Source organism: Hydrogenophaga taeniospiralis (assembly GCF_020510445.1).
Taxonomy (GTDB): Bacteria; Pseudomonadota; Gammaproteobacteria; order Burkholderiales; family Burkholderiaceae_C; genus Hydrogenophaga.
Genome location: NZ_JAHBAG010000001.1, coordinates 879,122 through 904,139, shown reverse-complemented (window position 1 = coordinate 904,139; position 25,018 = coordinate 879,122). Strand labels below are relative to the sequence as shown.

Sequence of the window (25,018 nt, the reverse complement as noted above, 5' to 3'; positions counted from 1 at the left end):
GCGACAGCTTCCATCCGCCCCCGTTCAAGCGGCTGCGGCGGCCTCTCGGTAGAAAGGGGAACGACCTTGCGCCAGGTGGCGCGGCGCCTGGCTCGCCACCGCCTCATGGATCGCCCCGATGTGCTGCGGCGTGGTCCCGCAGCAGCCGCCCACGATGTTCACCAGCCCCTCGGCGGCGAACTCGCGCAGCAGGCGGCTGGTCACGTCCGGCGTTTCGTCGAAGCCGGTGTCGCTCATGGGGTTGGGCAGGCCGGCGTTGGGGTAGCAGCTGATGAAGGTATCGCCCGCGACCTTGGCCAGCTCCTGGATATAGGGGCGCATCAGCGTGGCGCCCAGGGCGCAGTTCAGGCCCACGGCCAGGGGCTGGATGTGGCGCACGCTGGCCCAGAAGGCGGTGACGGTCTGGCCGCTCAGGATGCGGCCGGAGGCATCGGTCACGGTGCCGCTGATGATGACGGGCAGGCGCTCACCACTGTTTTCAAAATACTCGTCGATGGCGAACAGCGCAGCCTTGGCGTTGAGGGTGTCGAAGATGGTTTCCACCAGCAGCAGGTCGGCCCCGCCTTCGACCAGCGCTTCCACCTGCTCGTAGTAGGCGGCGCGCAGCTGTTCGAAGGTGACGTTGCGGGCGCCGGCGTCGTTCACGTCGGGACTGATGCTGGCGGTCTTGGGCGTGGGGCCCAGGGCGCCGGCCACGAAGCGGGGTTTGTCGGGCGTGCTGAACTTGTCGCAGGCCTCGCGGGCGATGCGGGCCGAGGCCAGGTTCATCTCGCGCGCCAGGCCCGCCATGTCGTAGTCCTCCTGCGCGATGGTGGTGGCGCCGAAGGTGTTGGTTTCGATGATGTCGGCGCCGGCGGCCAGGTAGCCCTCGTGGATGTCGCGGATCACGTCCGGGCGTGTCAGGCTCAGCAGCTCGTTGTTGCCTTTCACATCCTTGTGGAAGTCCTTGAAGCGCTCGCCGCGGTACTGCGCCTCGCCCAGCTTGAAGCGCTGGATCATGGTGCCCATGGCGCCGTCGAGGATGGCGATGCGTTGCTGGAGGATGTCGGGCAGCGCCTGGGCGCGGGTGTAGGCGGTCGGTTTCATGCCCCGATTGTAGGAAGGCACCGGCACACCTGCGAGGCCTGCGGGCTTTGGCTGTGCCGTCAAGGCCCGGCCAACACGCCGATGCGGTAGGTGGTGAGCAACTGGGTCGCCTCGGGCGAATGCGGTCGGCCCTTGGTTTTGGTCTTGTAGGCCTCCGATGCTTCTTTGCCGCACCAGGGCACGATGACGCTGGGCCGGGTCGGGTGCTCGGGCAGGTAGGCGGTGAGGTCGTAGACCGCGCCGTCGATGGCCATCCAGCAGTCCGTCTCCACCGCATGTCGGGCCACGTCGGCGAGCGCGTAGCGCTTCTCGGTCACCACCGACGCTTTGGCGGGCGCGGGGGCGGTGGATGTGCCCGTGGCGGCGAACACCGTGATGGCGATCCAGAAGAGAGCGGTGGCCAGCAGAACCAGTTTGCGCATGATGTTTCACCTGAAGTCAAAGCACTCGAAATGAACGTGGGACGCTGCCACGCCGCGCTCGCGCAGCCGCTGAACGGCCGCGCCCAGCAGGCCGGGGGGGCCGCACAGGAAACAATGCATCCCACGCAGTTCATCCGCATCGGGCAAGAGCTGACCGAGGTCCGGCGTGGTGTCGCCGGTGTCGACGATCTGCAACCGGAGCCGGGGTTGTGTCGCGGCCAGCGCGGCGAGTTCGGCCGCGTAGGGCGCGCCCGCATGGTCGCGGTGCAGGTAGATCAGGTGCACCGGGTGCGCCAGGGGGCCGTTGCGCAGCGCGGCGACAAAAGGCGTGATGCCGATGCCCCCCGCCAACCACAGGCTGGGCCCTGCGCCATCGGCAAGGAAACGGCCAAACGGTCCCTGCACGCGGGCTTCGGTGCCGGGCTGCGCCTGCTGCAGCCGCTGCGTGCAGTCGCCCAGGGCCTTGATGCCCAGCACCAAGCGGCCATCGGCGCCCATGGCGCTGATCGTGAAGGGGTGGTATTCGCCGCAACCCTGGAAGCGCGGGCCGGCCAAGAAAGCGGCCAACACGAACTGCCCGGGCTGTGCGCCCAAGGGGCGCGCCAAGGGCTGCAGCGTCACTTCGACGGTCGACGGCGAGAGCTGTTCGACGCCCCGCACCACGTAGGGCAGCGCACCCAGCCCCTGGTCGGCGCGGAACACCCGCCACAGCAGCAAGGCCAGCACCAGCACCGGCACCGCCAGCAGCACGCCATCCAACCCCAGCAGCACCAGATGCGCCGCGCCCACGACGACGGACAGCGAGAGCAGGTGGTGCAGCTTGCGCCAGACGGCGTACGGCAAGCCAGGCCACAGCGCGATCAGCAGGCCGGCCATCATGCACAGCAGCGACACCCACCCCGACCAGACCGGCCAACCCTGTTGCCACGGCGCGAGCGTGGCCCAGGCCACCGCGGGCGATTCGGCCCAGGCGCTGGCCGCCAGGGCCAGCGGGTGCGCCAGCAGCGCCAGGTAGGCCCACACACCCAGCCGGTGGTGCCAGCGGTACATGGGTTCCAGGCCACCCAGCCACCGCGCCAGCCGCGGCTCGCGGACCATGAGCAGCAGGCTGGCGAGCAGCAGGCCACAGCCCACCCACCCCGCGACGATGCCGCCGGCGCGCAGCCGCGGCACATCGGACGGGAAGGCCCAGAACACCAGCGTGCCGACCCCCATCGCCCCGATCAGGGGGTTCCACAGGGACGAGGGGCGAACCGGGTTGCGCATCGGTGGGCTCTAGGGTTGGGTGGCCGGCGGGCGCAGGTGTTCGCAGATGTCGCGGCGGCCCGGCTGCAGCGTCTGTCCACCGGCGCGGGCCCGGGCCTCCATCTGCGCGTGGTGGCGCAACTGGTAGGCGCGGCACTCGGCGAGGTTGGTGAAGGCGCGCACCACGGCCTGGTGTTCGAGCCGCTCTTTGGGGGTCATGAGCGCCCATCCACTGGTGTTGCCCTCGCTCGCACGCCACGGCCCGGCCACACCGGCCGTGCCGACACAGATCAGAAGCAGGAAAAAGAACTGGCGCATGGTTCCACTTTCAACGGAACCAGCATCGCAGACGCCGGGATTCCGATCTTGATGCGGCTCAAGAAAGCGCCAGACGCTCCCGGGCGCCGACCTCACGGCCGATCCGCTCCGACCCGGTGGCCCCGGCGATGGTGGACGGGGCATGCCCGACAATAGGCGCCATGAAACACCTGCTCCCGAAGGAAGCCTGGGCCTGGCTGCAAGCCGAGACCGAGCGCCGCGCCGCGCTGGGCCAGGAACCGCCGCTGTTCCTCGACGTGCGCATGGAGATCGAGTCGCTCTACGTGGGCCGCCCGCCCGGCGTGGAGAACATCCCCTGGTACGAGTACCCCGACCTCACGCCCGACCCGGTGCGCTTCGCCGCGGCCGTGGCCGCCGAAGCGGGCGCCAAGGACCGGCCGATCCTGCTCATCTGCCGCAGCGGCAAGCGCACGCTGGACGCGGGCGCCGCGCTGGAGGCGGCCGGCTTCACCGACGTGACGCACGTGGTGCACGGCTTCGAGGGGGACCTGAACGACACCTTCAAGCGCTCCAGCCTGAACGGCTGGCGGTACGACGGCCTGCCCTGGGAACAAATGTGACCGCTGCCTTGGGATCACCCGCTGGCGTTGTTGCCACCGCTTGCCGTGCTGAAGCACTGTCTGCGCGCTGGCGCCTAGCCATCGGGTGCCCCAAGCCACCGGTTTCGCACCGCACTTCACATGATTGACATCTCCGAAAACGGCGAAACCCTCGAAGCCTGCGCCGGTGTGCTGCAGGAGGTGTTTGGCTACGACGCCTTCCGGGGCCCGCAGGCCGACATCGTGCGCCACGTGAGCGAGGGCGGCGACGCGCTGGTGCTCATGCCCACGGGCGGCGGCAAGTCGCTCTGTTACCAGATTCCGGCGATCGCGCGAGAGCGCGCCGGCCACGGGCTCACGGTGGTGGTCTCGCCGCTGATCGCGCTGATGCACGACCAGGTGGGCGCCCTGATCGAGGCCGGCGTGTCCGCCGCCTTCCTCAACTCCAGCCTCACGGGCGAGCAGGCCCAGCAGATCGAGAAGCAGATGCTGCGCGGCGAGCTGACCCTGCTCTACGCCGCGCCCGAGCGCCTGACCACGCCGCGCTTCCTGGCGCTGCTCGACGCGCTGCACGAGCGCGGCAAGCTCAGCCTGTTCGCCATCGACGAAGCGCACTGCGTGAGCCAGTGGGGCCACGATTTCCGGCCCGAGTACCGTGCGCTGGTGGTGCTGCACGAGCGCTTTGCCGGCGTGCCGCGCGTGGCACTCACCGCCACCGCCGACGACCTGACGCGCGAGGACATCGTGACGCACCTGCAGCTGCAGGACGCGCGCCGCTTCGTCAGCAGCTTCGACCGGCCCAACATCCGCTACACCATCGTCGAGAAGAAGGACGGCTCCGCGCAGCTGATGCGCTTCATCCGCGACGAACACACCAGCGCGCAGGGCCACGACGCGGGCATCGTCTACTGCCAGTCGCGCAAGCGGGTGGAGGAAGTGGCGGGCATGCTGAACGACGCGGGCTTCAACGCCCTGCCCTACCACGCCGGCCTGGACGCCGCCCTGCGCCAGCGCCACCAGGACCGCTTCCTGCGCGAGGAGGGCCTGATCATGGTGGCCACCATCGCCTTCGGCATGGGCATCGACAAGCCCGACGTGCGCTTTGTGGCGCACCTGGACATGCCCAAGAACATCGAGGGGTATTACCAGGAGACCGGCCGCGCCGGCCGCGACGGCGAGGCCGCCAACGCCTGGATGGTCTACGGCCTGCAGGACGTGGTGAACCAGCGCCGCATGATCGACGAAAGCCCCGCGGCCGACGGGTTCAAACAGGTGCTGCGCGGCAAACTCGACGCGCTGCTCACACTGGCCGAGGCCAGCGACTGCCGGCGAACGCGCCTGCTGGCCTATTTCGGTGAAGCCAGCACGCCCTGCGGGAATTGCGACAACTGCATCAGCCCGCCCGCATTGGACGACGCCACCGAGTCCGCGCGCAAACTGCTCTCGTGCATCTACCGCGTGCAGCAGTCCAGCGGCATGGCGTTTGGCGCCGGCCACATCATGGACATCCTGCGCGGCAAGGTCACCGAGAAGGTGACGCAGTACGGCCACGACAAGCTCAGCACCTTCGGCATCGGCGCCGACCTGGGCGAAACGCAGTGGCGCGCGCTGATGCGCCAGCTGATCGCGCGCGAAGCGATTCACGTGGACTCGGCCCACTTCAACACCCTGCACCTGGCCGACGCGGCGCGCGCCATCCTCAAAGGCGAGAGCCAGGTCTGGCTGCGCCAGCTGAGCGAGAAGAAGGCCTCGTCGCGCAGCAAGAGCGCGCGCGCCAGCCAGACCGCGCGGGCGCCGGACGGCCAACCGCTCAGCCTGTCAGAGCGCGACTGCCTGGACGCGCTCAAGGCCTGGCGCGCCGAGGTGGCGCGCGAACACAACCTGCCGGCCTTCGTGATCTTTCACGACAGCACGCTGCGCGCCATCGCCGCGCAGAAGCCCCGCACACTGGCCGATCTGGACGGCATCGCCGGCCTGGGTCAGAAAAAGCGCGAAGCCTACGGCGCGGACGTGCTGCGGGTGGTGAGTGCTTTTGATTGAGTGGTGGCGGCCCATGGCGGCCGTTGTGTCAACCATCGTCTGACGCCCGGAAAACGGCCCGACCACTCGTCGGGCAAGTAGATGTGTTTGGGCTGCGCAGGGTCAAGGCGGGGCGCCGTTTGCCGATGTCTACTGTGAGCCCGGAACCACCATTTCGGGGCCCGTGAACATCACGCGATGGAGCCCATCATGTTTTTCAAACTGCCCTGGTTCAACAGCCTCAAGGCCAGACACGACGAGAAGTACCGCGACACGCAAGTGCTCGAAATGGACTTTCTCGTGGACGAGTTTCACGACGCGATGGCCGACATCCAGGACCCGATGCGCACCCGGCTGCACGCAGCGCTGATCTCGTGCGAGAACCCCAAGGACCTGTGGTTCCTGCGCGGCAAGCTGTTCAACCTGATTTCCAAGCACCACTGCGAGTTCGTGGCGAACGAGCGTGTGGCCCGCCTCGACCAGAAGCTGCGCTTCTTCGTGGGCCACCACCCGGACCACTCGCCGGAAGAGCTGCCGTCGGGGCCGATGGCGTTGATGCACTGAGCCCGCGCACCGGCTTTCGAGCGTCCCCGCCGCCCGGTTTCCCGGGCGGTTTTTTTTTCGCCCTTGCTAAAGGTCGAGCACCAGCCGGGCGCTGCGGGCGCGTGAGCAGCAGGGCAGGAACTGGTCGTTGGCGGACTGCTCTTCGGGCGTGAGGTAGTGGTCGCGGTGGTCGGGCTGGCCGCTTTTCACCCGCGTGAGGCAGGTGCCGCACACGCCCTGTTCGCACGACATGGGAATGTCCAGGCCGGCGTCGAGCAGGGCCTGCAGGGCGGTGGTGCCGGCCCGCACCGGGATCACCCGCCCGCTGCTGGCGATCTCGATGTCAAAGGCCGCGTCCTGGTCGCTCGCCACCGGGGCGGCGCCAAAGAACTCGTAGTGCAGGCGCTCCTCGGGCCAGCCCTGGGCGCGCGCGGTGCCGAGCACCGCGTCCATGAAGCCCTGCGGCCCGCACACGTAGAGGTGGGTGCCGGCGTCGCAGGCGCTCAGCAGGGCGGCGATGTCCAGCTTCTGCGCGGCGTCGCCATCGTCGTGGTGCAGCCGCACCTGGCCGGCGTAGGCCGCCACACCCAGGCGCTCGACGAACGCGGTGCGCCCGCGCGAGCGGGTGCAGTAGTGCAGCTCGAACGCCGCGCCCTGCGCGCTCAGCGCCTCGGCCATGGCCAGCATGGGGGTGACGCCGATGCCACCGGCCAGCAGCAGATGCCGTTGCGCCTGGGCGGCCAGCGGGAAGTGGTTCTTGGGCGCGCTGATGCTCAACACGTCGCCCTCGTGCACGGCCTCGTGCACGGCCTGCGAGCCGCCACGCGACTGGGCGTCGCGCAGCACCGCGATCTGGTAGCGCCGCGTGTCGCCCGGCGTGTTGCACAGCGAGTACTGGCGCACCAGGCCGCCGGGCAGGTGCATGTCGAGGTGTGCCCCCGCGGTGAACGCTGGCAGGGGCAGGCCCTGGGGGTGCTCCAGTTCGAGGCTGCAAATGTCCTGGGCTTCCTGGCGCTTGCGCGCCACGCGCACCGTGAGCGTGTCGCCGGCGGTGGTCATGGGGATACCTGGCTTTCGGCGGCAATCACCCGGTCGATCACGCGGCGCGACTGCACGCCACCGGTGTCGATGTTGAGCTTGAGCAGCCCGCGCTGCGGCCAGGTCAGCAGGTTGGCCTGCTGGCGCTCCAGCATCTCCAGGTCTTCCGCGAAGATCTTGCCCTGCCCCTCGCGGATCTGCGCGGTGAGCGCCTTGTCCTGCGGGTTGAACTGGCGCGCCATGCCCCAGAAGTAGTGCATCGAGGTGTCGGTCTCGGGGGTGATGAAGTCGATCACCTGGCTGTAGACCTTGTGCTCCTTGGGCGCGTTGTAGCCGCCGTGGCCGGCGTGGGCCACGCCCACCTCGATGATCACGTGGCTCGGCGGCGTGAAGCGGCAGATCTGCCAGCGGTCCACCGGCACGTCGTCGGCCAGGTGGTTGGCGCGCAGGGCCATCTTCCAGAACGGCGGCGCCATGATGTTTTCCATGTAGCGGCTGGTGATCACCGTGTCGCCCTCGACCACGGTCTTGCAGGGCGTCTCGTCGATCTCTTTCTGGCCGATGCTGGTGGAGTGCACATAGGTCTCGTGCGTCAGGTCCATCAGGTTGTCGACCATCAGCCGGTAGTCGGCCTTGACGTGGTAGAGGCCCCCGCCGTAGGCCCACTCGGGGTTGTCGTACCACGCCATGTGGGGGATCAGGGCCGGGTCGGCGAGCGCGGCGTCGCCGGGCCAGACCCAGATGAAGCCGTAGCGCTCCTGCACCGGGTAGCTCTTGATGGCCGGGAAGCCGCCCACGCGCTGGCCGGGCATGGCCACCGTCTTGCCGTTGCAGCCCATTTCCAGGCCGTGGTAACCGCAGACCAGCTTGCCTTCGCTGACGTAGCCCAGCGAGAGCGGCGCGCCGCGGTGCGGGCAGAAGTCTTCCACCGCCGCGACCTCGTTGGCGGCCACGCGGTAGAACGCGATGCGCTCGTTGCAGATGGTGCGGCCCAGCGGTTTCACGTCGATCTCGTCGGGCGTGCAGGCCACGTACCAGGTGTTTTTCGGGAACATGATGGCGTCTCCTTGTTCAGTATGCTGAATGTGATTCATTGTACTGAATGAAAGACCGCAAAAACAAGCGGCCCGATCCCGGGTTAACCCTGATCCGGGCCGCCGTCCGTCGGGTCGTTGAGATGCACGAACTTGCGCAGCAGGCGCAGGAATTCAACCTGTTCACCGGGCGTGAGCGAGCCCAGCAATTGGCTGTACATGGGGTTGACCTTGGGCAGCATGGCGTCGAGCACCGCCTGGCCTTCGGGCGTGAGCAGCAGGCGCCGCTGGCGCCGCGCCATGAGCTCGCGCACGATCCAGCCCTTGCCTTCGAGGCGCGCGGCGATGTCGGCGGTGGTGGAGGTGTCCAGGGCCACGCGCTGCGCCAGCGTGACCTGGTCGATGCCCGGCTCGTGCTGCAGGGCGCGCAGGATGGCGTATTGCACCGGCGTGATCTGGCGCCCGTGCGTTTCGTGAAAGGTGGACACCGCGATCTGGTGCGCGCGGCGCATCAGGTGACCGGGCTCGTTGAAGAGCTCGATGACCTCGGTGGGTGTTCTGGCATTCATGGCGGCGGCAGGGGGTCGAGACGGGTCGGCGGACTATAAACCCGCGCCGCGCGGCGCCCGGCGGGCGCGTGGGGTTTCAACTGTCGAGAAAGCCGATGCCGCGCGCCTCGCGCGCCTCGGGTTTGATGCGGTGCTCGGCTTCGAGCTGGGCCATGAATTCGTCCGGGGCAAGCTCGGCCGCCAGGATCTCCATCTGGCGTTTGACGGCCGCGAAATCGCCCGGGCAGAGCTGGTCGAGCCGGGCCAGCCGCGTGGCCAGCGCCGCGTCCAGCCGCGACGCATCGCCGCCCAGCGCCTCGACCACGAACATGGTCTCGCGCTGCGCCGCCGTGAGCGGCTTGAAGCGGATCTTGAAAGTGAAGCGCCGCAGCGCCGCCTGGTCGATGCTGTCCATCAGGTTGGTGGTGCAGATGAAGACACCGGCGAAGCGCTCCATGCCCTGCAGCATCTCGTTGACCTCGGTCACCTCGTAGGTGCGCTGAGCACCACGACGGTCCTGCAGGAAGCTGTCGGCCTCGTCGAGCAGCAGCACGGCCTTTTCGGCCTCGGCCTCGCGGAACATGGCGGCCATCTGCTGCTCGGTCTCGCCCACGAACTTGCTCACCAGATCGCTGGCGCGGCGGACCATGAGCGGGCGCTCCAGCTGCTGGGCGATGTACTCGGCCAGCGCGGTCTTGCCGGTGCCGGGCGCGCCGTGGAAACACAGGCAGCCATGGCCGCGCGCCTTGAGCGCGCCGATGATGCGCGCCGGCTCGTAGCGCGACTCGACGTTGAGCATGTCCAGGCTGTACTGCGTCACGCTGGGGCGCTGCACCGTGTCGGGCGCGCGGCCCAGCGCGAGGTCGGCGTTCTTGAGCTGGCGCTCGATCAGGTCGTCGAGCAGGGCCGGGCCCGCGCCTCGCGCCGGGGCCTTGGCCGAACGCCGGGCCGCCGCCTTGGCCGGGTACGCCGCCAGCTGGGCGAAGCGCACCGCGGTGCGGATCTGCGCGGGCGTGAGGCCCTTGCGCTCGGCCAGCCGACCCACCAGGGCGTCGGACACCGGCACGTCTTCCAGCGTCTTGCGCACCAGCTGCTCGCGCGCGCCGGGCGGCGGGCTCTTGAGTTCGAGGTGGTAGGCGAAGCGGCGGCGGAACGCCGGGTCGATCTGCTCGATGCGGTTGGTGACCCACAGGGTGGGCACGGCGTTGGTCTCCAGGATCTGGTTGACCCAGGCCTTGCCGCTGACGCTGCCGGTGTGGGGCGCGCTCACATGCTCGGCCCGCGCCATGATCTGCGCCGCCTCGCTGGAGATCGGCGGGAACACGTCTTCCACCTCGTCGAACAGCAGCGCCGAGTGCGCCGTGCCCTTGAGGAACACCTGGGCGATCTGCAGCGAGCGGTAGCGGTCGCGGCCCGAGAGCGCGTTGCCGTCGCGGTCGGCGTACTCCACCTCGAACAGCTCCAGCCCCGCGGCCTGAGCCACCACGCGCGCCAGCTCGGTCTTGCCGGTGCCGGGCGGCCCGTAAAGCAGGATGTTGACGCCCGGCTCCTTGCGCGCCACGGCCTCGCGCAGCAGGCCCGAGAGCAGGCGCACGTCTTCGCCCACGAACTCGAAGTCTTTCTCGCTCAGCGTCGAGCGCGCGGCCGGCCGCGTGAACACCGCCATCAGCTCACTCTGCGTGCGGTACTCGCGCATCAGCACCGGGGGCAGCTTTTCGCTGACCTTCATGAGGTCGGCCAGGTCGGTGATGTTGTGCTCGGAGATCAGGTTCTCCACCATGCCGATGCGCTCCAGCCGCGAGCCCGCGCGCAACGCCTCGCCGACCTCGCTGGCCTTCACGCCGGCCACGTCGGCGATCGCCGCGTAGGCCTCGGGCGCGTTGTTCACCTTGAACTCGACCAGGATGGAGCGCAGGTCGCGCTGGTAGCGCGCCAGCGTGCCGTACAGCAGCAGGGCGCGCTCGGCGCGGTTGAGCTGCAGCAGGCCGGCCAGGGCGTCGATGTTCTTTTCCACCAGGGTGGACTGCTTCTTCAGCGCGTGGCTCAGCCACTCGCCCGTGACCGCCAGCACCGCGAGCAGGTCCTTGGGCGACTCCTTGGCGTATTCGTCGAGGTAGAAGAACAGCGTGCCTTCTTCATAGGGGCCGCGCCAGACGCCGTAGCGCTCCATGAAGGCGCCCATGGTCAGGTGGTCGTGTCCGCTCCAGAGCTCGTTGTCCTTGCAGCGGCGCTCCAGGAATTCGCGCAAGCGCGTGAGCACGGTCAGCGGCCAGACCAGGTGCCGCCCCGCCAGCGACAGCAGGGTGTTGAGGTCCCGGCGCACGTTGAAGCGCGGCCCCTGGCGCGCGGCCAGGGTGAGCACGAAATGCGAACACATGAGGTCGAGCACCGGCGCCTGGCGCAGGCCATGCGGCACAAACACGCGCCCCTCGCGGGCATCGGGCAGGCCGCGCACCAGCGACGCGGCGTGCTCCCCCGTGCGTTTGTTCATCCGGTCACCTCCAGACGGCGTTCCATTCCAGCGATGCGACGCCGGGGCCCCCCGGCATTCAAGCGGACCATAACCCAGCTTGATCAATCATGGAAGAGCGTGATGGAGCGCGTCCGTGCAATTTATCGGGCTTTCCCCAAACCCATTTCGCGCGACAGACAGGCCACAATCGCAGCATGCTGGAACGACACGATATCGAAGCCGCCGCGCAACGGCTGACCGGGCAGGTGCTGGACACCCCCTGCGTCGAATCGCGCACCCTTTCGCAGCTCACCGGCTGCCAGGTGTTCCTGAAATTCGAGAACCTGCAGTACACGGCCTCGTTCAAGGAACGCGGCGCCTGCAACAAGCTCGTGCAGCTCAGCGCCGAGGAGCGCGCTCGCGGCGTGGTGGCCATGAGCGCGGGCAACCACGCCCAGGGCGTGGCCTACCACGCGCAGCGCCTGGGCCTGCGCGCGGTCATCGTCATGCCGCGTTTCACGCCCGGCGTGAAGGTCGAGCGCACGCGCGGCTTCGGCGCCGAGGTGGTGCTGCACGGCGACACGCTCGACGAAGCCCGCGCCCACGCCCGGGAGCTCTCCGCCAACGAGGGCCTGGTGTTCGTGCACCCCTACGACGACGAGGCCATCATCGCCGGCCAGGGCACGGTGGCGCTGGAAATGCTGCGCGCCCAGCCCGACCTGGACTGCCTGGTGGTCGCCATCGGCGGCGGCGGCTTGATCGCGGGCATGGCCACGGCCGCCAAGGCGATCCGGCCCGGCATCGAAATCATCGGCGTGCAGACCGAACGTTTCCCCTCCATGTACAACGCCATCAAGGGCACGCACCTGCCCATGGGCGTGAGCACCATCGCCGAGGGCATCGCCGTGGCCTCGCCCGGCCAGATCACGCAGGCCATCGTGCGGGGCCTGGTAGACGACCTGCTGCTGGTCGACGAGGGCGACATCGAGCAGGCGATCGTGATGCTGCTCGAAATCGAGAAAACCCTGGTCGAGGGCGCGGGTTCGGCCGGGCTGGCCGCGCTCATCAAACACCCGCAGCGGTTCGCGGGCAAGAAGGTGGGCCTGGTGCTCAGCGGCGGCAACATCGATCCGCTGCTGCTGGCCTCCATCATCGAACGCGGCATGGTGCGCGCCGGCCGGCTCGCGCGCATCCAGGTCAACGCGCGCGACGTGCCGGGCAACCTGGCGCGCATCACCGCCATCGTGGCCGAGGCCGGCGCCAACATCGACGAAGTGCACCACCAGCGAGCCTTCACCCTGCTGGCGGCGCAGAACGTGGCGGTCGAACTGGTGCTGCAGACCCGCGGGCGCGAGCACATCGCCGAGGTGATCCGGCAGCTGCAGGCGCACGGCTTCGAAGCGTCGCTGGTCTGACGTTGATCAGGCGCTGACACCCCTCGTCAGGCGCGCTGCAAGGCGCCCTGCGCCATCTGGGGCGGCCGTTCCGCCACCGATGCCCATCGCTGATTTGCTCGCATCTTGGACGCGAGTCGCGACATCCACCGCACACCACAGCCCATCCACAACACATCCGCCAACGACCGTGTAACGAGATGTGGGGCCGCCCTCCAGAGGTTGACGCTGGGCCTTGCTCACTTGCATCATGGGCGCCCCGACCGGGGTCAACCAACGGAGGAGTTTCATGAACATGAATGCCTTGTGGGATTCGCTGCAGAGCACGCTCGGGACCCACATCCCGCAGCTGCTGGGCGCGCTGGCCATCTTCATTCTGGGCTGGCTGATCGCGGTGGTGGTGCGCGCGGCGGTGCGCAAGAGCCTGGGCTTCGTCGGTGTGAACCACCGCTTCGGCAAGCTCACCGGCACCGGCGTGGACATCGAAGGCGCGGTCGCGCTGGGTCTGTTCTGGATCGTGATCCTGCTCACGCTGGTGGCGGTGTTCAATTCGCTGAACCTCGCGATCGTCTCCGGCCCGTTCTCGGCCTTCACCACCCAGCTCTTCGAATACGCGCCGCGCATGCTCGGCGGTCTGGTGCTGGCCCTGGTGGGCTGGCTGGCGGCGAGCGTGGTGCGCGCCGTGACGCAAAAGCTGCTCGACAAGACCTCGCTGGACGAAGCGCTGTCCGAACACGCCGACATGTCACCCATGAGCGAGAGCCTGGCGGGAGCGCTGTTCTGGCTGGTGATCCTGCTGTTCGTGCCCGCCATCCTGGGCGCGCTGCAGATGGAGGGCCTGCTCGACCCGCTGCGCGCCATGGTGACCAAGACGCTGGACATGCTGCCCAACGCGGTGGCCGCCTTTGTCATTGGTGGCGTGGGCTGGATCCTGGCCACGGTGCTGCGCAACCTCACCACCAACCTCTCGCGCACCGCCGGGGTGGACAAGCTGGGCGGCCGGGCCGGGCTGGCCGACACCGTGCGGCTCTCCAGCGTGATCGGTCTGCTGGTGTTCGTGGCGGTGTTCCTGCCCTCGCTGATCGCGGCGCTGGACGCCCTCAAGATCGAGGCCATCTCCCGGCCCGCCACCAATATGCTGGGGCTGATCATGGACGCGGTGCCGCACATCATCGCGGCCGGCCTGATCCTGGTCGTCACCTGGCTGGTGGCGTCCTTCGCCAGCAAGCTGCTCGCCAGCCTGCTGGCCACGCTGGGTTTTGACACCCTGCCCGCCCGCGTTGGCCTGGCGCACGCCTTCGTGAACACCAGCGCCTCCACCGCCGTGGGCCGTGTCGCGCTGTTTTTCGCCATGCTGTTCGCCGCCGTCGAGGCGGCCGCGCAGCTCGGCTTCGCGCAGGTCAGCGACATCGTGTCCACCTTCATCCGTTTCGGTGGCGACGTGCTGCTGGGCTCGGCCGTGCTGGTCATCGGCTTCTGGCTGGCCAATCTGGCCCACGACGCGATCGACCGCGCCAGCGGCCCCGGCACCCAGGGTCTGGCCCGCGTCGGCCGCTTCGCCATCCTGGCGCTGGTGATCGCCATGGGGCTGCGCGCCATGGGCATCGCCGACGACATCGTGAACCTGGCCTTCGGCCTCACGCTCGGCGCGGTGGCGGTGGCGGTGGCGCTCTCCTTCGGCCTGGGCGGGCGCGAGGCCGCCGGCAAGCTGATGGAGCACTGGCTGGCCCGATTCCGGCGGGGAGAATGAGGGCATGACCGAACCCCACGCCCCCGCTCTCACCACCGAGGCCCTGCAGCACCGCCTGTCCGACTGGTTCGCGCCCTGGGTCCAGGCGCTGGGCCTGCGGGTGGAGTCGTTCGGCGACGGGGAGGTGACGCTTCGCCTGCCGCAGAACGAGCAGCTCAGCCGCGTGGGCGGCATGTTGTGCGGGCAGGCCATGATGTCGGCCGCCGACACCGCCATGGTGCTGGCCATCGTCACCCAGCTGGGGGACCAGCGCCCCATGACCACGGTGCAGCAGAACACCAGCTTTCTCAAGCCCCTGTCGGGGCAGGACGCGCGGATCACGGCGCGCGTGGTCCGCGCGGGCAAGAGCCTGGTGTTCGGCGAAATCGACATCAGCGGCGCCAGCGACGGCCGCAGCGTGTGCCGCGTCAGCACGACCTATGCCCTGCTGTAGTCCCCGGATCCCCCCTGAAAACGCCCCGAACGCCGCCGCTCGCCGGCATCTGCCTATAAAATCGGCGTTGATCTAGATCAAACCTTCCGGAGATTCCATGTCGCACCCCGATCACGCCAGCCCCACCGACCAGCCGCAGGATGTGGTCGAGTCCATCGTTCCCATGATGCCGCTCGTGCTGCCCGTGGCCGGCGCCGTGTTGATTTTCCTGCTGGCTTTCATTGCCGTCTTCATGGCCTGAGCCCCTGGCCAGCCCATCAGGCCGAACGCCCCCCGGGGCCTTCGGCCTTTTTCTTGACCGCGCGGCCAGGAAAAAGGCCCCGGATGTGCCGCAACGGCACGTCAATCCATGCATCAGGTTATGCGGGTTTTGCATGTAACTTGCCGGTAACTGACCGGGTGCTTTCATAAAATTGGGGCACAGGCCGACACGCGGAACAAACACCGGGTCCACAGACCCCCTTTTTGCCCTTCGCGCTGCACCCGCAATCCGCACGCAGCCCCGAGCGCCGACCGCCCTTCTCGCACGAGAGACCTTCTCTACAGCCGCCCGCCTACTTTGCTGTGGCCCGCGGCTGTTGCCGTCTCTTGTGCCTGCCGATTGACAAACTTCTGGAGCCATTCCCATGAACTCTCCCGCGATGCAGGGCCTCAACCTCAACCAACCCGCCTACGTCAAGAACGCCCGCCTGGTCGCCTGGGTCGCCGACATGGCCGCCCTGTGCAAGCCCGACACCATCCACTGGTGCGACGGCAGCGACGCCGAATACAACCGCCTGTGCCAGCAACTGGTGGACGCCGGTACCTTCAAGAAACTCAACCCGGCCAAGCGCCCCAACAGCTTCCTGGCCTGCTCCGACCCCTCGGACGTGGCCCGCGTGGAAGACCGCACCTACATCTGCGCCGAGAAGAAGGAAGACGCCGGCCCGACCAACAACTGGATGGCCCCGGCCGAGATGCGCCAGACGCTGCAGCCGCTGTTTGACGGCTGCATGAAGGGCCGCACCATGTACGTGGTGCCGTTCAGCATGGGCCCGCTGGGCTCGCACATCGCCCACATCGGCGTGGAACTGACCGACAGCGCCTACGTGGCGGTGAACCAGAAGCTCATGACCCGCATGGGCCGCGCCGTGTACGACGTGCTCGGCACCGACGGCGAGTTCGTGCCGTGCATGCACACCGTGGGCGCGCCGCTGGCCGAAGGCCAAAAGGACACCACCAGCTGGCCTTGCAACCCCACCGTCAAATACATCGTCCACTACCCCGAAACCCGCGAAATCTGGTCGTATGGCTCGGGCTACGGCGGCAACGCCTTGCTGGGCAAGAAGTGCCTGGCGCTGCGCATCGCCTCCAACATGGGCCGCGACCAGGGCTGGCTGGCCGAACACATGCTCATCCTGGGTGTGACCAATCCCCAGGGCAAGAAATACCACGTGGCCGCTGCCTTCCCCAGCGCCTGCGGCAAGACCAACTTCTCCATGCTGGTGCCGCCCGAGGCCGGTTTCGCCGGCTGGAAGGTCACCACCATCGGCGACGACATCGCCTGGATCAAGCCCCACGCCGACGGCAAGATGTACGCCATCAACCCCGAAGCGGGTTATTTCGGCGTCGCCCCCGGCACCAACATGCACACCAACCCGAACTGCATGCGCTCGCTGGACAAGGACGTGATCTTCACCAACGTGGCGCTGACCGACGACGGCGACGTGTGGTGGGAAGGCATGGAAAAAGACACCGGCACGTTGCCCGACCACCTGATCGACTGGCAGGGCAAGGACTGGACGCCGGCCATCGCCAAGGCAACCGGCGCCAAGGCCGCGCACCCCAACTCGCGCTTCACCGTGGCCGCCACCAACAACCCGGCCCTGGACCCGCAGTGGGACGATGCCAACGGCGTGGCCATCGACGCGTTCATCTTCGGCGGGCGCCGCTCCACCACCGTGCCGCTGGTGACCGAGGCCCGCAACTGGATGGAAGGCGTGTACATGGCCGCCACCATGGGCAGCGAAACCACAGCCGCCGCCTTCGGCGCCCAGGGCGTGGTGCGCCGCGACCCGTTCGCCATGCTGCCCTTCTGCGGCTACAACATGAGCGACTACTTCCAGCACTGGCTCGACATGGAGCACAAGCTGGAGGAATCGGGCCACACCCTGCCCAAGATCTTCTGCGTGAACTGGTTCCGCAAGAACGCCGAAGGCAAGTTCGTCTGGCCGGGTTACGGCGACAACATGCGCGTGCTCAAGTGGATGATCGACCGCCTCGAAGGCCAGGCCCAGGGCACGGACACCATGTTCGGCATTGCCCCGAACTACGCCGAACTGAACTGGACCGGCCTGGACTTCAGCGCTGAACAATTCAAGACCGTGACCAGCATCGACAAAGCCGCCTGGGTGGAAGAGCTCAAACTGCACGACGCGCACTTCGAGCAACTGGCCTACCACCTGCCCCAGGCGCTGGTGGACACCAAGGCGGAGCTGCAGAAGCGCCTGGCTTCGCTCGCCTGATCACGCCCCCGCCCGCAGCGCTTCGCGCTACCGGCACGGGGGCGACACCGGCCAGCCGTCCTGAGCTTGTCGAAGGGTGGCCCGGCGGCGGCCCGGGCTGGACCGTTTCATGCGGACGCACGGACACACGTGCCACGGGCAAAAAAAAAGCCACCGGGTTCCGGTGGCTTTTTTGTTGCGGGTCGGTGCCCGGGCCGGCGGCTCGCCGGCTGGAGCGTCAGACGTAGTACAGATAGGCGCTGCGGCTGCGCTGTTCGACCTGGCGGCTCACGAAGCGGTCCCAGGCCCCGCCTTGCGGGGCAGCGGGTGCGGCCTCGGCCTCCATGCCCAGCGGCGCCAGGGCTTCGCTGAAACCGGCGGGTTCGGCCACCACCTCGGTGCTGGGTTCTTCGGCGCGCATGCGGGCACACAGCAGATCGTTCATCACGCGCGGGTCCTGGCGGGCGATTTCCCACATGCGGGCCTCGGCGCGGGCTTCGGCCAGCGCCTGGGACCAGCCGTCGAGCGAACGCAGGGCGCTGCGCGCCAGGTTGCGTGCGGCACCGGCGAACAGGGCCAGCCCGGCAAAGACCACCACCCACAGGAACACCCAGGCCAGCAACAGGTGGCCGTCGGCCCAGGTGCTGATCAGGCGGTCGGCGAGCACCACCATCGCCGCCACGGCGGCGGCGAGCAAGAGGGCGGCCAGACCGCGTGAACCGTCGAAATGGCGGCGGGCCTGGTAGGTGCCCGTGTTGGTGCCGGCACCGGATGAGGGCCGACCCAGGGAAACAGAAGAAGAGGTTGCAATGCTGCTCATGGAAGACTCCTTGAAAAGGAAAGTGTCTTGTGGACAGGGAGAATTTAGGGTAAACCCTCATGTCACGCCAATTTATTTTTGTGATGTATTACATTCACATTCATGATGAATGAGCGAAACTTCCGCACCCTGGACCTGAACCTGCTGCGCGTCTTCGACGAGGTGATGACCGAGCGCAACCTCACCCGGGCCGCCCACAACCTGGCCATGACGCAGCCGGCGGTGAGCAACGCGCTCAAGCGGCTGCGCGAGACGCTGGGCGACGAACTGGTGCGGCGCTCGGGCTACGGCGTGGAGCCCACACCGCTGGCCACGGCCCTGTGGCCCACGGTGCGCGACGCCCTGCAACAGCTGCGCGAGGTGCTCGCCCCGGGCACCTTCGACCCGGCCACCGCGCACAACGCCTTCGTGCTGGCCATGGCCGACGCCACCGCCGCCAAGCTCGTGCCGGGGCTGGTCGACATCCTGGAAAACGAGGCCCCGGGGGTGAACCTGCGCATACTGCCCCTGACCACGCGCGACCCACGCGACCTGCTGGAGTCCGGCTCGGCCGACCTCGCCATCGGCCATTTCCCCGGGGTGCTGGCCGAACTCGGGGCGCTGCACCTGCAGGAGAACAGCCCGCGCTTTCTGCACCAGCGCCTGTACGACGGCGAGTACGTGGTGGTGATGCGCCGCGACCACCCCCTGTCCCAGGGGCCGCTGAGCCTGGACGACTACTGCCAGGCGCGCCACCTGCTGGTGAGCTTCTCAGGCCGGCCGTTCGGCTTCGTGGACGAGGCCCTGGCCGGGCTGTCGCGCCAGCGGCGCGTGGTGCTCACGGTCAACCAGTTCTTCACCGCGGGCCGGGTCGTGGCCACCACCGACCTGCTCACCGTGCTGCCGCGCCATTTCGTGGGCGCCACCGGCATGGAGCACGAACTGGCGCTGCGCGAGCTGCCACTGCCGGTGCCGGCGGTGCACGTGGACGCGCTCTGGCACCGCCAGGCCTCGCACAGCAGCGCCCACCGCTGGCTGCGGCAGACCGTGGAGCGGGCGTCGATCCTGGGGTTCCGTGCCGATCATCCGCCCACCTATCCGACAATGGGCCCATGAACATCCAGCTGCTGAGCGACCTGCACCTCGAAGCCAACCCGGACTTCATCGCCACCCCGGCGCCCGGCGCCGACCTGCTGGTGCTCGCGGGCGACGTCGGTTCGTACCAGACCCGGCGCGACGGCAGCGTGATGGCCGAACCCGACTGGGGGCTGCAGCGCTTTTCCCCGCTGCCCCAGTACGCGGGCTGGCCGGTGCCGGTGCTGTTCCTGCCCGGTAACCACGAATACGACGCGCTCGACGTGGACGACGCGCACCGCGAACTGCGCCGCAGCTGCGAGCGGCTGGGCATGGTCTGGCTGGAGCGCGAGACCCTGGTGCTGGACGGCATCCGTTTTGTCGGCACCACACTCTGGAGCGACTACGACGCGCTGGGCAAGACGGTGACACCCCCCGGCAACGGGGATCTGGAACAGCGCGACAAGGCGTTCCGCGCCGCCAACTTCTACCTCAGCAAGATGGCCGGCCAGCGCCATGGCCGGCTGTTTGACGCCCAGGCCATGCGCGAACTCGGGCTGGAATGCCAGCGCTGGCTGCGCGAGGCCCTGGCCCAGCCGTTTGACGGCCCCACCGTGGCGGTGACGCACTTTGCGCCCACGCTGCACAGCGTGGACCCGCGCTACGGCCTGAGCCCGGGCACGGCGGGTTTCTGCAACGCGCTCGACGAGCTCCTGCCGCTGGCCGACGTCTGGCTGCACGGCCACCTGCACCACGCGATGGACCAACAGGTGGGCCGCTGCCGCATTGTGGCCAACCCGCTGGGCTATGCGCACAAGAACGAGCAGGACGGTTTCCAGCCCACGGGCCTGATCCGGGTGCCTGGGGCCGCGTCGTCCGAGTCGGCTCCGTCGGAAAGTACCTACGCCGGCCCGGCCCCATGACCCTACACTCGACCCAGTTCAACTGACAAGGAGACCCCGATGAAAGTCCTGCTCGCGGTGGATGGCAGCCTCTACACCAAAAAAATGCTGGCCTACCTGACCACGCACGACGAGGTGTTCAGCGCCAAAAACGAGTTCACCATCCTGACCGTGCAAGCGGCGCTGCCACCGCGCGCGCGCGCCGCCGTGGGGGCCGAAATCGCCAACAGCTACTACGCCGACGAAGCCACCAAGGTCACGGCCCCGGTGGTCAAGTTCCTGCAGCGGCACGGCATCGAACCCAAGGTGGTGCACAAGGTGGGCTCGGCGGGCGAGCTGATCGCCAAGACCGCCACCGCCGGCAAGTTCGACATGGTGGTGATGGGGTCACACGGCCACAGCGCCCTGGGCAACCTCGTCATGGGATCGGTCACCACCCAGGTGCTGGCCCATTGCTTGGTGCCGGTTCTGCTGGTGAGGTAGAGCTCCCCCCGCGCCGCCTGCGGCGTCACCCCCCAGGGGGCGGCACTGGCGGCCCGGCAAAGCCGGTTCCGCGGTGCCCTGGGATGAGCTCCCCCTCGGCGCACACAGGGTCTCTCCGGAGCGCGTGCCCTGACCCAGGATGCGGTGGAACCGGCTTTGCCGGGCCACTCGCATCGCCCCCTGGGGGGTGACGCCGCAGGCGGCGCGGGGGGAGTCGAATCGGGGTCACCTCTTCCGCAGTCCGTCGAAACAGGTGCTCAGCACCATCTCGATGATCTGCTCGTGGCTGTACAGCCCGGACCCTTTGAGGAAGCCGAGCACCGGGTCGCAGGCGCGGGCGTACAGGGTGTAGAGCACCGCGATCGGTGGCAGCGCCGGGTTGAGGCTGCCATCGGCCTGGGCCGCGCTGATCCAGGCGCCCAGCCGTTCGCTCACCTCCATCAGCCCGTCCACGTAGCCCTTGTGGGTGGTCAGGGTCGCGCGCAGGCTGGAGTTTTCGCTCGGCAGGGACGGCATTTCGCCGGCGAGCTGCACCTCCATGGTCCAGCGCGCCGCGTCGCGCAGCAGCGCCAGCGGCGCACGCGAGGCATCGAGCCCTTCCAGAAACGCACGGGCCCGCTCCATCACGCGCGCCATGGCCGCGGCGGCCAGGTCTTCCTTGCTCGGGAAATGCTTGTAGAGGCTGGCCTTGGCGATGCCGACCTCGACCGCCACCTCGTCCACCGTCATGGCGTCGAACCCCTTTTCGGCCAGCAGCCGGTTCACGGCCGCAACGATGGCGTCTTCGCGCGCGATGTGCATCTGCTCGCGGAAACTGCGTTTGGGCGGGGTGCCGGGGCGGGGTGTGGGGGCGGCGCTGGCCATGGGGGTCCTCTGGATGGAGCGGGGATTCAGAGCCCCCGACTCGACGGTGAGGTCGATTATCCGACCAGGAAGTACCTTTGCAGCCGACCGGGTCTATTTCGATACCCGATGAATCAGGCCTTGCCGACCCGCAGGCTGTGGGCCGCCGCCTGCCGCAGGGCGCTGCTCAGGGCGTCCAGCACGTCCGAACTCAGGTTCCAGCAGTGCCAGTACAGCCCCACCCCCAGCCGGTGGCGCGGGGCCAGGTTGACCAGCTCACCGCTGGCGATGAGCTCGCGCACCCGCAGCTCGGGCAACACGCTCACGCCCCAGCCCGCCTGCACCGCGCGCACCTGGCCTTCGCTGGACGGCACGAAGAGCTGCTTGAGCATGACGCGCGGCAGTCCGAAGGACTGGGTCACGAACTCGTGCTGCAGGTGGTCCTTGCGGTTGAAGGCGACGAACGGCACCTTGTGGAAGTTGTGGGCGTTCAGCCCCTTGGGGCAGTGGCTCGCGGCGTAGTCGGCCCGCGCCACCACCACATAGTCCATCGCGCCCAGCGGCTCCATCTTGCAGCCGCGCAGCGCCTGGCCCAGCGAGGTGACGCAGCCCAGCACCTGGCCTTCGCGCAACCACTCGTGGGTGAACTCCTGGTCGTCGGTGATGATCTCGATCGGCAGGCCACCCTGGGCCAGGGCGTCCAGCGCGGGCAGCGCCCAGGTGGCGATGCTGTCGGCGTTGATGGCGACCGAGATGCGCTCTTCCTCGCGCCCGTTGCCGGTGGAGCTCGGTGCGAGCTCCTTGAGGTCTTTTTCCAGGTCGGCGCGCAGCAGCCGCATCATCTTGGCGTGCTTGAGCATGAGCTGCCCGGCCGAGGTGGGCTTCAGGGGCCGGCTGCGCACGATCAGCACCGTGCCCACCTGCGCTTCGAGCGCGCGCAGCCGCTGCGAGACCGCCGACTGGGTGATGGACAAGCGCTGCGCGGCGCGCTCGAACCCCCCTTCTTCAATGATGGCGGCCAGGCATTCCAGGGCGTCGGGATCAAAAGTGCTCATGCGGTGAAAGGGGTGTGGAGGCGATCGGTCTTCATTAGCAGATCTGATGACAAAAATTTTAGGTTAATTTCGCTTCACTTGCGTCGGGGTTTTTCCCATACTCGCGTCCAGTTGTCCCATTATTTTTCTGGAGCGGATCATGCAAGTCGTCGTCTTGGGTGCAGGCATCATTGGTGTGAGCACCGCGTGGCATCTGCTGCAGCGGGGCCACGCGGTCACACTGGTGGATCGCCAGGCCGATGCCGCGCTGGAAACCAGCTTTGGCAACGCGGCACAGATTTCGGTGAGCTATTGCGAGCCCTGGGCCAACCGCGAAGCGCCCCTGAAGGCGCTGAAGTGGCTGTTCGACCCCGAAGGCCCGCTCAAATTTCGCCCGCAGCTGGACCCGGCGCAGTGGCTCTGGGGCATGCAATTCCTGGGCCAGTGCAACGACGCCGCCTTCGAACGCAACGTGGCGCAGCTGGTGGCGCTGGGCAGCTACAGCCACGCGGCGCTGAAAGACGTGGTGGCCACCACCGGCCTGCAGTACAACCGCCTGACCAAGGGCATCGCCCACTACTACACCAGCCAGAAGTCGTTTGACGAGGCGGGCAGCGCCGCCGAGCTGATGCGCCGCCACGGCGTGAACCGCAAGGTGGTCAGCAAGGACGAGCTGCTGAAGATCGAACCCGCGCTGCGCGGTTTTGCCGACCGCATCGTCGGCGGCACCTACACCGAGAGCGACGAGTCCGGCGACTGCCTGCTCTTCACCCAGAAGCTCGCCCAGCTGTGCCGCGACAAGGGCATGCAGTCCCTGATGGGCCACGACATCCTGCGCATCCAGTCACGGGGCAACGAGGTGGACGCGGTGAGCGTGCGCGACCGCGCCACCGGCCAGACGCGGGAGCTCAAGGCCGACGCCTTCGTGGTCGCCGCCGGCTCCTACTCCACCGCGCTGCTGCAACAGGTGGGTGTGCGCGTGCCGATCTACCCCGGCAAGGGCTACAGCGCCACGCTCAAACTGCTCAAGCCGGAAGCGGCGTCGCAGGTCAGCCTGCTGGACGACCAGCTCAAGATCGCCATCTCGCGCCTGGGCAACCAGCTGCGCGTGGCCGGCACCATCGAGCTCGGCGGCTTCGACCTCTCGCTGGACACGCCGCTGGCGCGCACCCGCGCGCAGATGCTGGTCAAACGCATCGAGCAGGTGTTCCCCGGCGTGGCCGACACCCGCACGCCCGAAGAAGGCGGCGACCCGCAGTTCTGGTGCGGCCTGCGCCCGGCCACCCCGACCAACATCCCGCTGATCGGCCGCACCAAGGTGGGCAAGCTCTGGGTCAACGCCGGCCACGGCACCCTGGGCTGGACGCACGGCGCTGGCTCGGGCAAGGCCCTGGCCGAACTCATCAGCGGCGAAGTGCCGGCGATGAACTTCGGCTTCTATGGCATGGCGCCGCGCAGCGCCCCGGTCCAGGCCACCAGCGCCCCCGCCGCCCTGACCAGCCAGGCCTGAGGGAAACCGGTTCCGCCCGGTGGCTGCCCCTCACCCAAGGAAAAGCCCGCGTCGCGGGCTTTTTTGCGTGCGAAAGCGCCCGGCCCCTCAGCCGGTCTTCTTCGCCTTCACCGGCACCGCCTGGCCGGCCGACTCTCCGGGCACGATGCGCTCGCTCATCCAACGCAGCAGGTCCAGCCACATCTGGCGGACTTCCGCGTCCAGCGGGGTGCGCAACGCGCTGGGCAGTTCGATGGTGACGACCGGCATGCCTTTGTGCACGCCGCCGTAGTTGCCCAGGCTGCCGGGGAAGATGCCGACCTGGTCCAGGTAGAGCCGCCCGAGCTGGGGCGGGGGCACGCCCGGGCCGTCGAAATCGAGCACGCCGTAGGGCGCGTGGATGCTGACGATCAGGTCCGGCTGGAAGCGCTCCATCTCGTCGTGCAGGTAGCGCGACTCGGGCTCCGACAAGGGGCTGGGCCCGGGCCAGCGGCGCGGGTCTTTGCGGGTGCGTTTTTCCCAATAGACCTTGGCGTCGCGCGCCCAATTCGGCGTGGGAAAGTTGCGGTTCAGGTCGACGCCGCGCGCGTTCATGCGGGTCGCGGGCCGCACCATCAGGCCGTCGGGGTTGAGCGCCGGGATGAAGCGCCAGTGGGCGTTGGACGGCGTCTCCAGCGCGCGCTGGATCCAGTGCAGCGCCACCGAGGCGGACGAGAGTTCGTCGCCGTGCATGGCCCCGATCACCAGCACGCGGATGCGGGCCTCGGGCGCGACCACATCGCGCGCGTACAGGGTGCGTCCCTGGAAGGACCGCCCCACCGTGGGCCTGAGCTGGGCGGCCGCGCACAGCGGCGCCTTGACGTTGGGCAGCCGGGCCACGAACTCGGTGCAGGGGTCGTGGCCGCCGGTGCTCGCAGCCGGTGGCTGCCCGGGGCCGCCGCGGGCACCGGCCGCGGCCATGGCAACGGCCGGCAGCCACAACAGGCTCAGGGCCAGGCCACGCAGGGGTCGGGGCGGGAGGGGAAATCGCATCCGGGCATTCTAGGGAGCGCCCCGCGCGGCCGGGGGG

The 25,018-nt window shown here is 68.5% G+C and carries 24 protein-coding genes; 12 read left to right on the top strand and 12 right to left on the bottom strand.

Going from position 1 to position 25,018, the window contains the following annotated elements; genetic code table 11:
* Positions 1–24: 24 nt before the first annotated feature.
* From KIH07_RS04365 to KIH07_RS04350, 4 genes are read right to left on the bottom strand one after another with little or no spacing between them, the layout of a single operon-like run.
* On the bottom strand, positions 25–1,086 hold the full coding sequence (locus KIH07_RS04365; protein WP_226490805.1) for a homocysteine S-methyltransferase family protein: 1,062 nt from the start codon (positions 1,084–1,086) through the stop codon (positions 25–27).
* Between the two features lie 59 nt (positions 1,087–1,145).
* Positions 1,146–1,508: a cytochrome b5 domain-containing protein gene (locus KIH07_RS04360; RefSeq protein WP_226490804.1), complete on the bottom strand. Its 363-nt coding sequence runs from the start codon at positions 1,506–1,508 to the stop codon at positions 1,146–1,148.
* Positions 1,509–1,514: 6 nt separating this feature from the next.
* Positions 1,515–2,774, bottom strand: a complete 1,260-nt coding sequence (locus KIH07_RS04355) for a ferredoxin reductase family protein (protein ID WP_226490803.1) — start codon at positions 2,772–2,774, stop codon at positions 1,515–1,517.
* Between the two features lie 9 nt (positions 2,775–2,783).
* A complete protein-coding gene (locus KIH07_RS04350; RefSeq protein ID WP_226490802.1) occupies positions 2,784–3,071 on the bottom strand; it encodes a hypothetical protein in 288 nt (95 codons plus the stop codon).
* Positions 3,072–3,232: 161 nt separating this feature from the next.
* Here KIH07_RS04350 and KIH07_RS04345 point away from each other — a divergent pair, with 161 nt between their 5' ends.
* The 3 genes from KIH07_RS04345 (at position 3,233) to KIH07_RS04335 (ending at position 6,214) form a co-directional block, all read left to right on the top strand.
* Complete coding sequence (locus KIH07_RS04345; protein WP_226490801.1) at positions 3,233–3,652, top strand: rhodanese-like domain-containing protein; 420 nt, start codon at positions 3,233–3,235, stop codon at positions 3,650–3,652.
* 120 nt (positions 3,653–3,772) lie between these two features.
* Complete coding sequence (recQ, locus tag KIH07_RS04340; RefSeq protein ID WP_226490800.1) at positions 3,773–5,671, top strand: DNA helicase RecQ; 1,899 nt, start codon at positions 3,773–3,775, stop codon at positions 5,669–5,671.
* A 189-nt stretch (positions 5,672–5,860) separates the two neighbouring features.
* Entirely contained in the window at positions 5,861–6,214 is a 354-nt protein-coding gene (locus tag KIH07_RS04335; RefSeq protein ID WP_226490799.1) for a hypothetical protein, read from the top strand.
* A gap of 66 nt (positions 6,215–6,280) precedes the next feature.
* On the opposite strand, the gene KIH07_RS04330 is transcribed toward KIH07_RS04335, so the two are convergent.
* From KIH07_RS04330 to KIH07_RS04315, 4 genes are all read right to left on the bottom strand, one after another.
* Positions 6,281–7,252, bottom strand: coding sequence for a PDR/VanB family oxidoreductase (locus KIH07_RS04330; protein WP_226490798.1), 972 nt, complete (start codon positions 7,250–7,252; stop codon positions 6,281–6,283).
* Positions 7,249–8,286 carry an aromatic ring-hydroxylating oxygenase subunit alpha gene (locus tag KIH07_RS04325; RefSeq protein WP_226490797.1) on the bottom strand — a complete coding sequence of 346 codons (1,038 nt, stop codon included), beginning with the start codon at positions 8,284–8,286 and terminating at the stop codon, positions 7,249–7,251. The genes KIH07_RS04330 and KIH07_RS04325 overlap by 4 nt, the downstream gene beginning before the upstream one ends.
* A gap of 83 nt (positions 8,287–8,369) precedes the next feature.
* Positions 8,370–8,834 carry a MarR family winged helix-turn-helix transcriptional regulator gene (locus tag KIH07_RS04320; RefSeq protein WP_226490796.1) on the bottom strand — a complete coding sequence of 155 codons (465 nt, stop codon included), beginning with the start codon at positions 8,832–8,834 and terminating at the stop codon, positions 8,370–8,372.
* 76 nt (positions 8,835–8,910) lie between these two features.
* Positions 8,911–11,304: an ATP-binding protein gene (locus KIH07_RS04315; protein ID WP_226490795.1), complete on the bottom strand. Its 2,394-nt coding sequence runs from the start codon at positions 11,302–11,304 to the stop codon at positions 8,911–8,913.
* A 176-nt stretch (positions 11,305–11,480) separates the two neighbouring features.
* Between KIH07_RS04315 and KIH07_RS04310 the strand changes: the two genes are divergently transcribed.
* From KIH07_RS04310 to KIH07_RS04290, 5 genes are all read left to right on the top strand, one after another.
* Positions 11,481–12,680: a threonine ammonia-lyase gene (locus KIH07_RS04310; RefSeq protein WP_226490794.1), complete on the top strand. Its 1,200-nt coding sequence runs from the start codon at positions 11,481–11,483 to the stop codon at positions 12,678–12,680.
* Positions 12,681–12,948: 268 nt separating this feature from the next.
* A complete protein-coding gene (locus tag KIH07_RS04305) occupies positions 12,949–14,409 on the top strand; it encodes a mechanosensitive ion channel (RefSeq protein ID WP_226490793.1) in 1,461 nt (486 codons plus the stop codon).
* A 4-nt stretch (positions 14,410–14,413) separates the two neighbouring features.
* On the top strand, positions 14,414–14,842 hold the full coding sequence (locus KIH07_RS04300) for a PaaI family thioesterase (RefSeq protein ID WP_226490792.1): 429 nt from the start codon (positions 14,414–14,416) through the stop codon (positions 14,840–14,842).
* Positions 14,843–14,939: 97 nt separating this feature from the next.
* Positions 14,940–15,083 carry a hypothetical protein gene (locus tag KIH07_RS04295; RefSeq protein WP_226490791.1) on the top strand — a complete coding sequence of 48 codons (144 nt, stop codon included), beginning with the start codon at positions 14,940–14,942 and terminating at the stop codon, positions 15,081–15,083.
* A 385-nt stretch (positions 15,084–15,468) separates the two neighbouring features.
* A complete protein-coding gene (locus tag KIH07_RS04290; RefSeq protein WP_226490790.1) occupies positions 15,469–17,346 on the top strand; it encodes a phosphoenolpyruvate carboxykinase (GTP) in 1,878 nt (625 codons plus the stop codon).
* Positions 17,347–17,563: 217 nt separating this feature from the next.
* On the opposite strand, the gene KIH07_RS04285 is transcribed toward KIH07_RS04290, so the two are convergent.
* Positions 17,564–18,145, bottom strand: coding sequence for a hypothetical protein (locus KIH07_RS04285; RefSeq protein WP_226490789.1), 582 nt, complete (start codon positions 18,143–18,145; stop codon positions 17,564–17,566).
* Positions 18,146–18,250: 105 nt separating this feature from the next.
* On the opposite strand from KIH07_RS04285, the gene KIH07_RS04280 reads away from it, so the two are divergent.
* Genes KIH07_RS04280 through KIH07_RS04270 form a run of 3 tightly spaced genes read left to right on the top strand, consistent with a single transcriptional unit; the run spans position 18,251 to position 20,583 of the window.
* Positions 18,251–19,240 (top strand): LysR family transcriptional regulator, encoded by a 990-nt coding sequence (locus KIH07_RS04280; RefSeq protein ID WP_226494618.1) that lies wholly within the window; start codon positions 18,251–18,253, stop codon positions 19,238–19,240.
* Positions 19,237–20,121: a metallophosphoesterase gene (locus KIH07_RS04275; RefSeq protein ID WP_226490788.1), complete on the top strand. Its 885-nt coding sequence runs from the start codon at positions 19,237–19,239 to the stop codon at positions 20,119–20,121. Before KIH07_RS04280 ends, KIH07_RS04275 begins: the two co-directional genes overlap by 4 nt.
* A 39-nt stretch (positions 20,122–20,160) precedes the next feature.
* The gene (locus tag KIH07_RS04270; RefSeq protein WP_226490787.1) at positions 20,161–20,583 is read left to right on the top strand and encodes a universal stress protein; all 423 of its coding nucleotides are present in this window, start codon (positions 20,161–20,163) and stop codon (positions 20,581–20,583) included.
* Between the two features lie 225 nt (positions 20,584–20,808).
* Here KIH07_RS04270 and KIH07_RS04265 read toward each other — a convergent pair whose 3' ends face one another.
* Together KIH07_RS04265 and KIH07_RS04260 are read right to left on the bottom strand one after the other, a co-directional pair.
* Complete coding sequence (locus KIH07_RS04265; RefSeq protein ID WP_226490786.1) at positions 20,809–21,447, bottom strand: TetR/AcrR family transcriptional regulator; 639 nt, start codon at positions 21,445–21,447, stop codon at positions 20,809–20,811.
* A gap of 113 nt (positions 21,448–21,560) precedes the next feature.
* Positions 21,561–22,481 (bottom strand): LysR family transcriptional regulator ArgP, encoded by a 921-nt coding sequence (locus KIH07_RS04260; RefSeq protein ID WP_226490785.1) that lies wholly within the window; start codon positions 22,479–22,481, stop codon positions 21,561–21,563.
* Positions 22,482–22,620: 139 nt separating this feature from the next.
* Here KIH07_RS04260 and KIH07_RS04255 point away from each other — a divergent pair, with 139 nt between their 5' ends.
* Positions 22,621–23,970 (top strand): D-amino acid dehydrogenase, encoded by a 1,350-nt coding sequence (locus tag KIH07_RS04255; protein WP_226490784.1) that lies wholly within the window; start codon positions 22,621–22,623, stop codon positions 23,968–23,970.
* A gap of 87 nt (positions 23,971–24,057) precedes the next feature.
* On the opposite strand, the gene KIH07_RS04250 is transcribed toward KIH07_RS04255, so the two are convergent.
* Positions 24,058–24,981 (bottom strand): M14 family zinc carboxypeptidase, encoded by a 924-nt coding sequence (locus KIH07_RS04250; protein ID WP_226490783.1) that lies wholly within the window; start codon positions 24,979–24,981, stop codon positions 24,058–24,060.
* Between the last annotated feature and the right edge of the window lie 37 nt (positions 24,982–25,018).

Coding starts and splice junctions, on each gene's coding strand:
- KIH07_RS04365 (WP_226490805.1), bottom strand. CDS start 1,086: ATGAAACCGACCGCCTACACCCGCGCCCAGGCGCTGCCCGACATCCTC.
- KIH07_RS04360 (WP_226490804.1), bottom strand. CDS start 1,508: ATGCGCAAACTGGTTCTGCTGGCCACCGCTCTCTTCTGGATCGCCATC.
- KIH07_RS04355 (WP_226490803.1), bottom strand. CDS start 2,774: ATGCGCAACCCGGTTCGCCCCTCGTCCCTGTGGAACCCCCTGATCGGG.
- KIH07_RS04350 (WP_226490802.1), bottom strand. CDS start 3,071: ATGCGCCAGTTCTTTTTCCTGCTTCTGATCTGTGTCGGCACGGCCGGT.
- KIH07_RS04345 (WP_226490801.1), top strand. CDS start 3,233: ATGAAACACCTGCTCCCGAAGGAAGCCTGGGCCTGGCTGCAAGCCGAG.
- recQ (WP_226490800.1), top strand. CDS start 3,773: ATGATTGACATCTCCGAAAACGGCGAAACCCTCGAAGCCTGCGCCGGT.
- KIH07_RS04335 (WP_226490799.1), top strand. CDS start 5,861: ATGTTTTTCAAACTGCCCTGGTTCAACAGCCTCAAGGCCAGACACGAC.
- KIH07_RS04330 (WP_226490798.1), bottom strand. CDS start 7,252: ATGACCACCGCCGGCGACACGCTCACGGTGCGCGTGGCGCGCAAGCGC.
- KIH07_RS04325 (WP_226490797.1), bottom strand. CDS start 8,286: ATGTTCCCGAAAAACACCTGGTACGTGGCCTGCACGCCCGACGAGATC.
- KIH07_RS04320 (WP_226490796.1), bottom strand. CDS start 8,834: ATGAATGCCAGAACACCCACCGAGGTCATCGAGCTCTTCAACGAGCCC.
- KIH07_RS04315 (WP_226490795.1), bottom strand. CDS start 11,304: ATGAACAAACGCACGGGGGAGCACGCCGCGTCGCTGGTGCGCGGCCTG.
- KIH07_RS04310 (WP_226490794.1), top strand. CDS start 11,481: ATGCTGGAACGACACGATATCGAAGCCGCCGCGCAACGGCTGACCGGG.
- KIH07_RS04305 (WP_226490793.1), top strand. CDS start 12,949: ATGAACATGAATGCCTTGTGGGATTCGCTGCAGAGCACGCTCGGGACC.
- KIH07_RS04300 (WP_226490792.1), top strand. CDS start 14,414: ATGACCGAACCCCACGCCCCCGCTCTCACCACCGAGGCCCTGCAGCAC.
- KIH07_RS04295 (WP_226490791.1), top strand. CDS start 14,940: ATGTCGCACCCCGATCACGCCAGCCCCACCGACCAGCCGCAGGATGTG.
- KIH07_RS04290 (WP_226490790.1), top strand. CDS start 15,469: ATGAACTCTCCCGCGATGCAGGGCCTCAACCTCAACCAACCCGCCTAC.
- KIH07_RS04285 (WP_226490789.1), bottom strand. CDS start 18,145: ATGAGCAGCATTGCAACCTCTTCTTCTGTTTCCCTGGGTCGGCCCTCA.
- KIH07_RS04280 (WP_226494618.1), top strand. CDS start 18,251: ATGAATGAGCGAAACTTCCGCACCCTGGACCTGAACCTGCTGCGCGTC.
- KIH07_RS04275 (WP_226490788.1), top strand. CDS start 19,237: ATGAACATCCAGCTGCTGAGCGACCTGCACCTCGAAGCCAACCCGGAC.
- KIH07_RS04270 (WP_226490787.1), top strand. CDS start 20,161: ATGAAAGTCCTGCTCGCGGTGGATGGCAGCCTCTACACCAAAAAAATG.
- KIH07_RS04265 (WP_226490786.1), bottom strand. CDS start 21,447: ATGGCCAGCGCCGCCCCCACACCCCGCCCCGGCACCCCGCCCAAACGC.
- KIH07_RS04260 (WP_226490785.1), bottom strand. CDS start 22,481: ATGAGCACTTTTGATCCCGACGCCCTGGAATGCCTGGCCGCCATCATT.
- KIH07_RS04255 (WP_226490784.1), top strand. CDS start 22,621: ATGCAAGTCGTCGTCTTGGGTGCAGGCATCATTGGTGTGAGCACCGCG.
- KIH07_RS04250 (WP_226490783.1), bottom strand. CDS start 24,981: ATGCGATTTCCCCTCCCGCCCCGACCCCTGCGTGGCCTGGCCCTGAGC.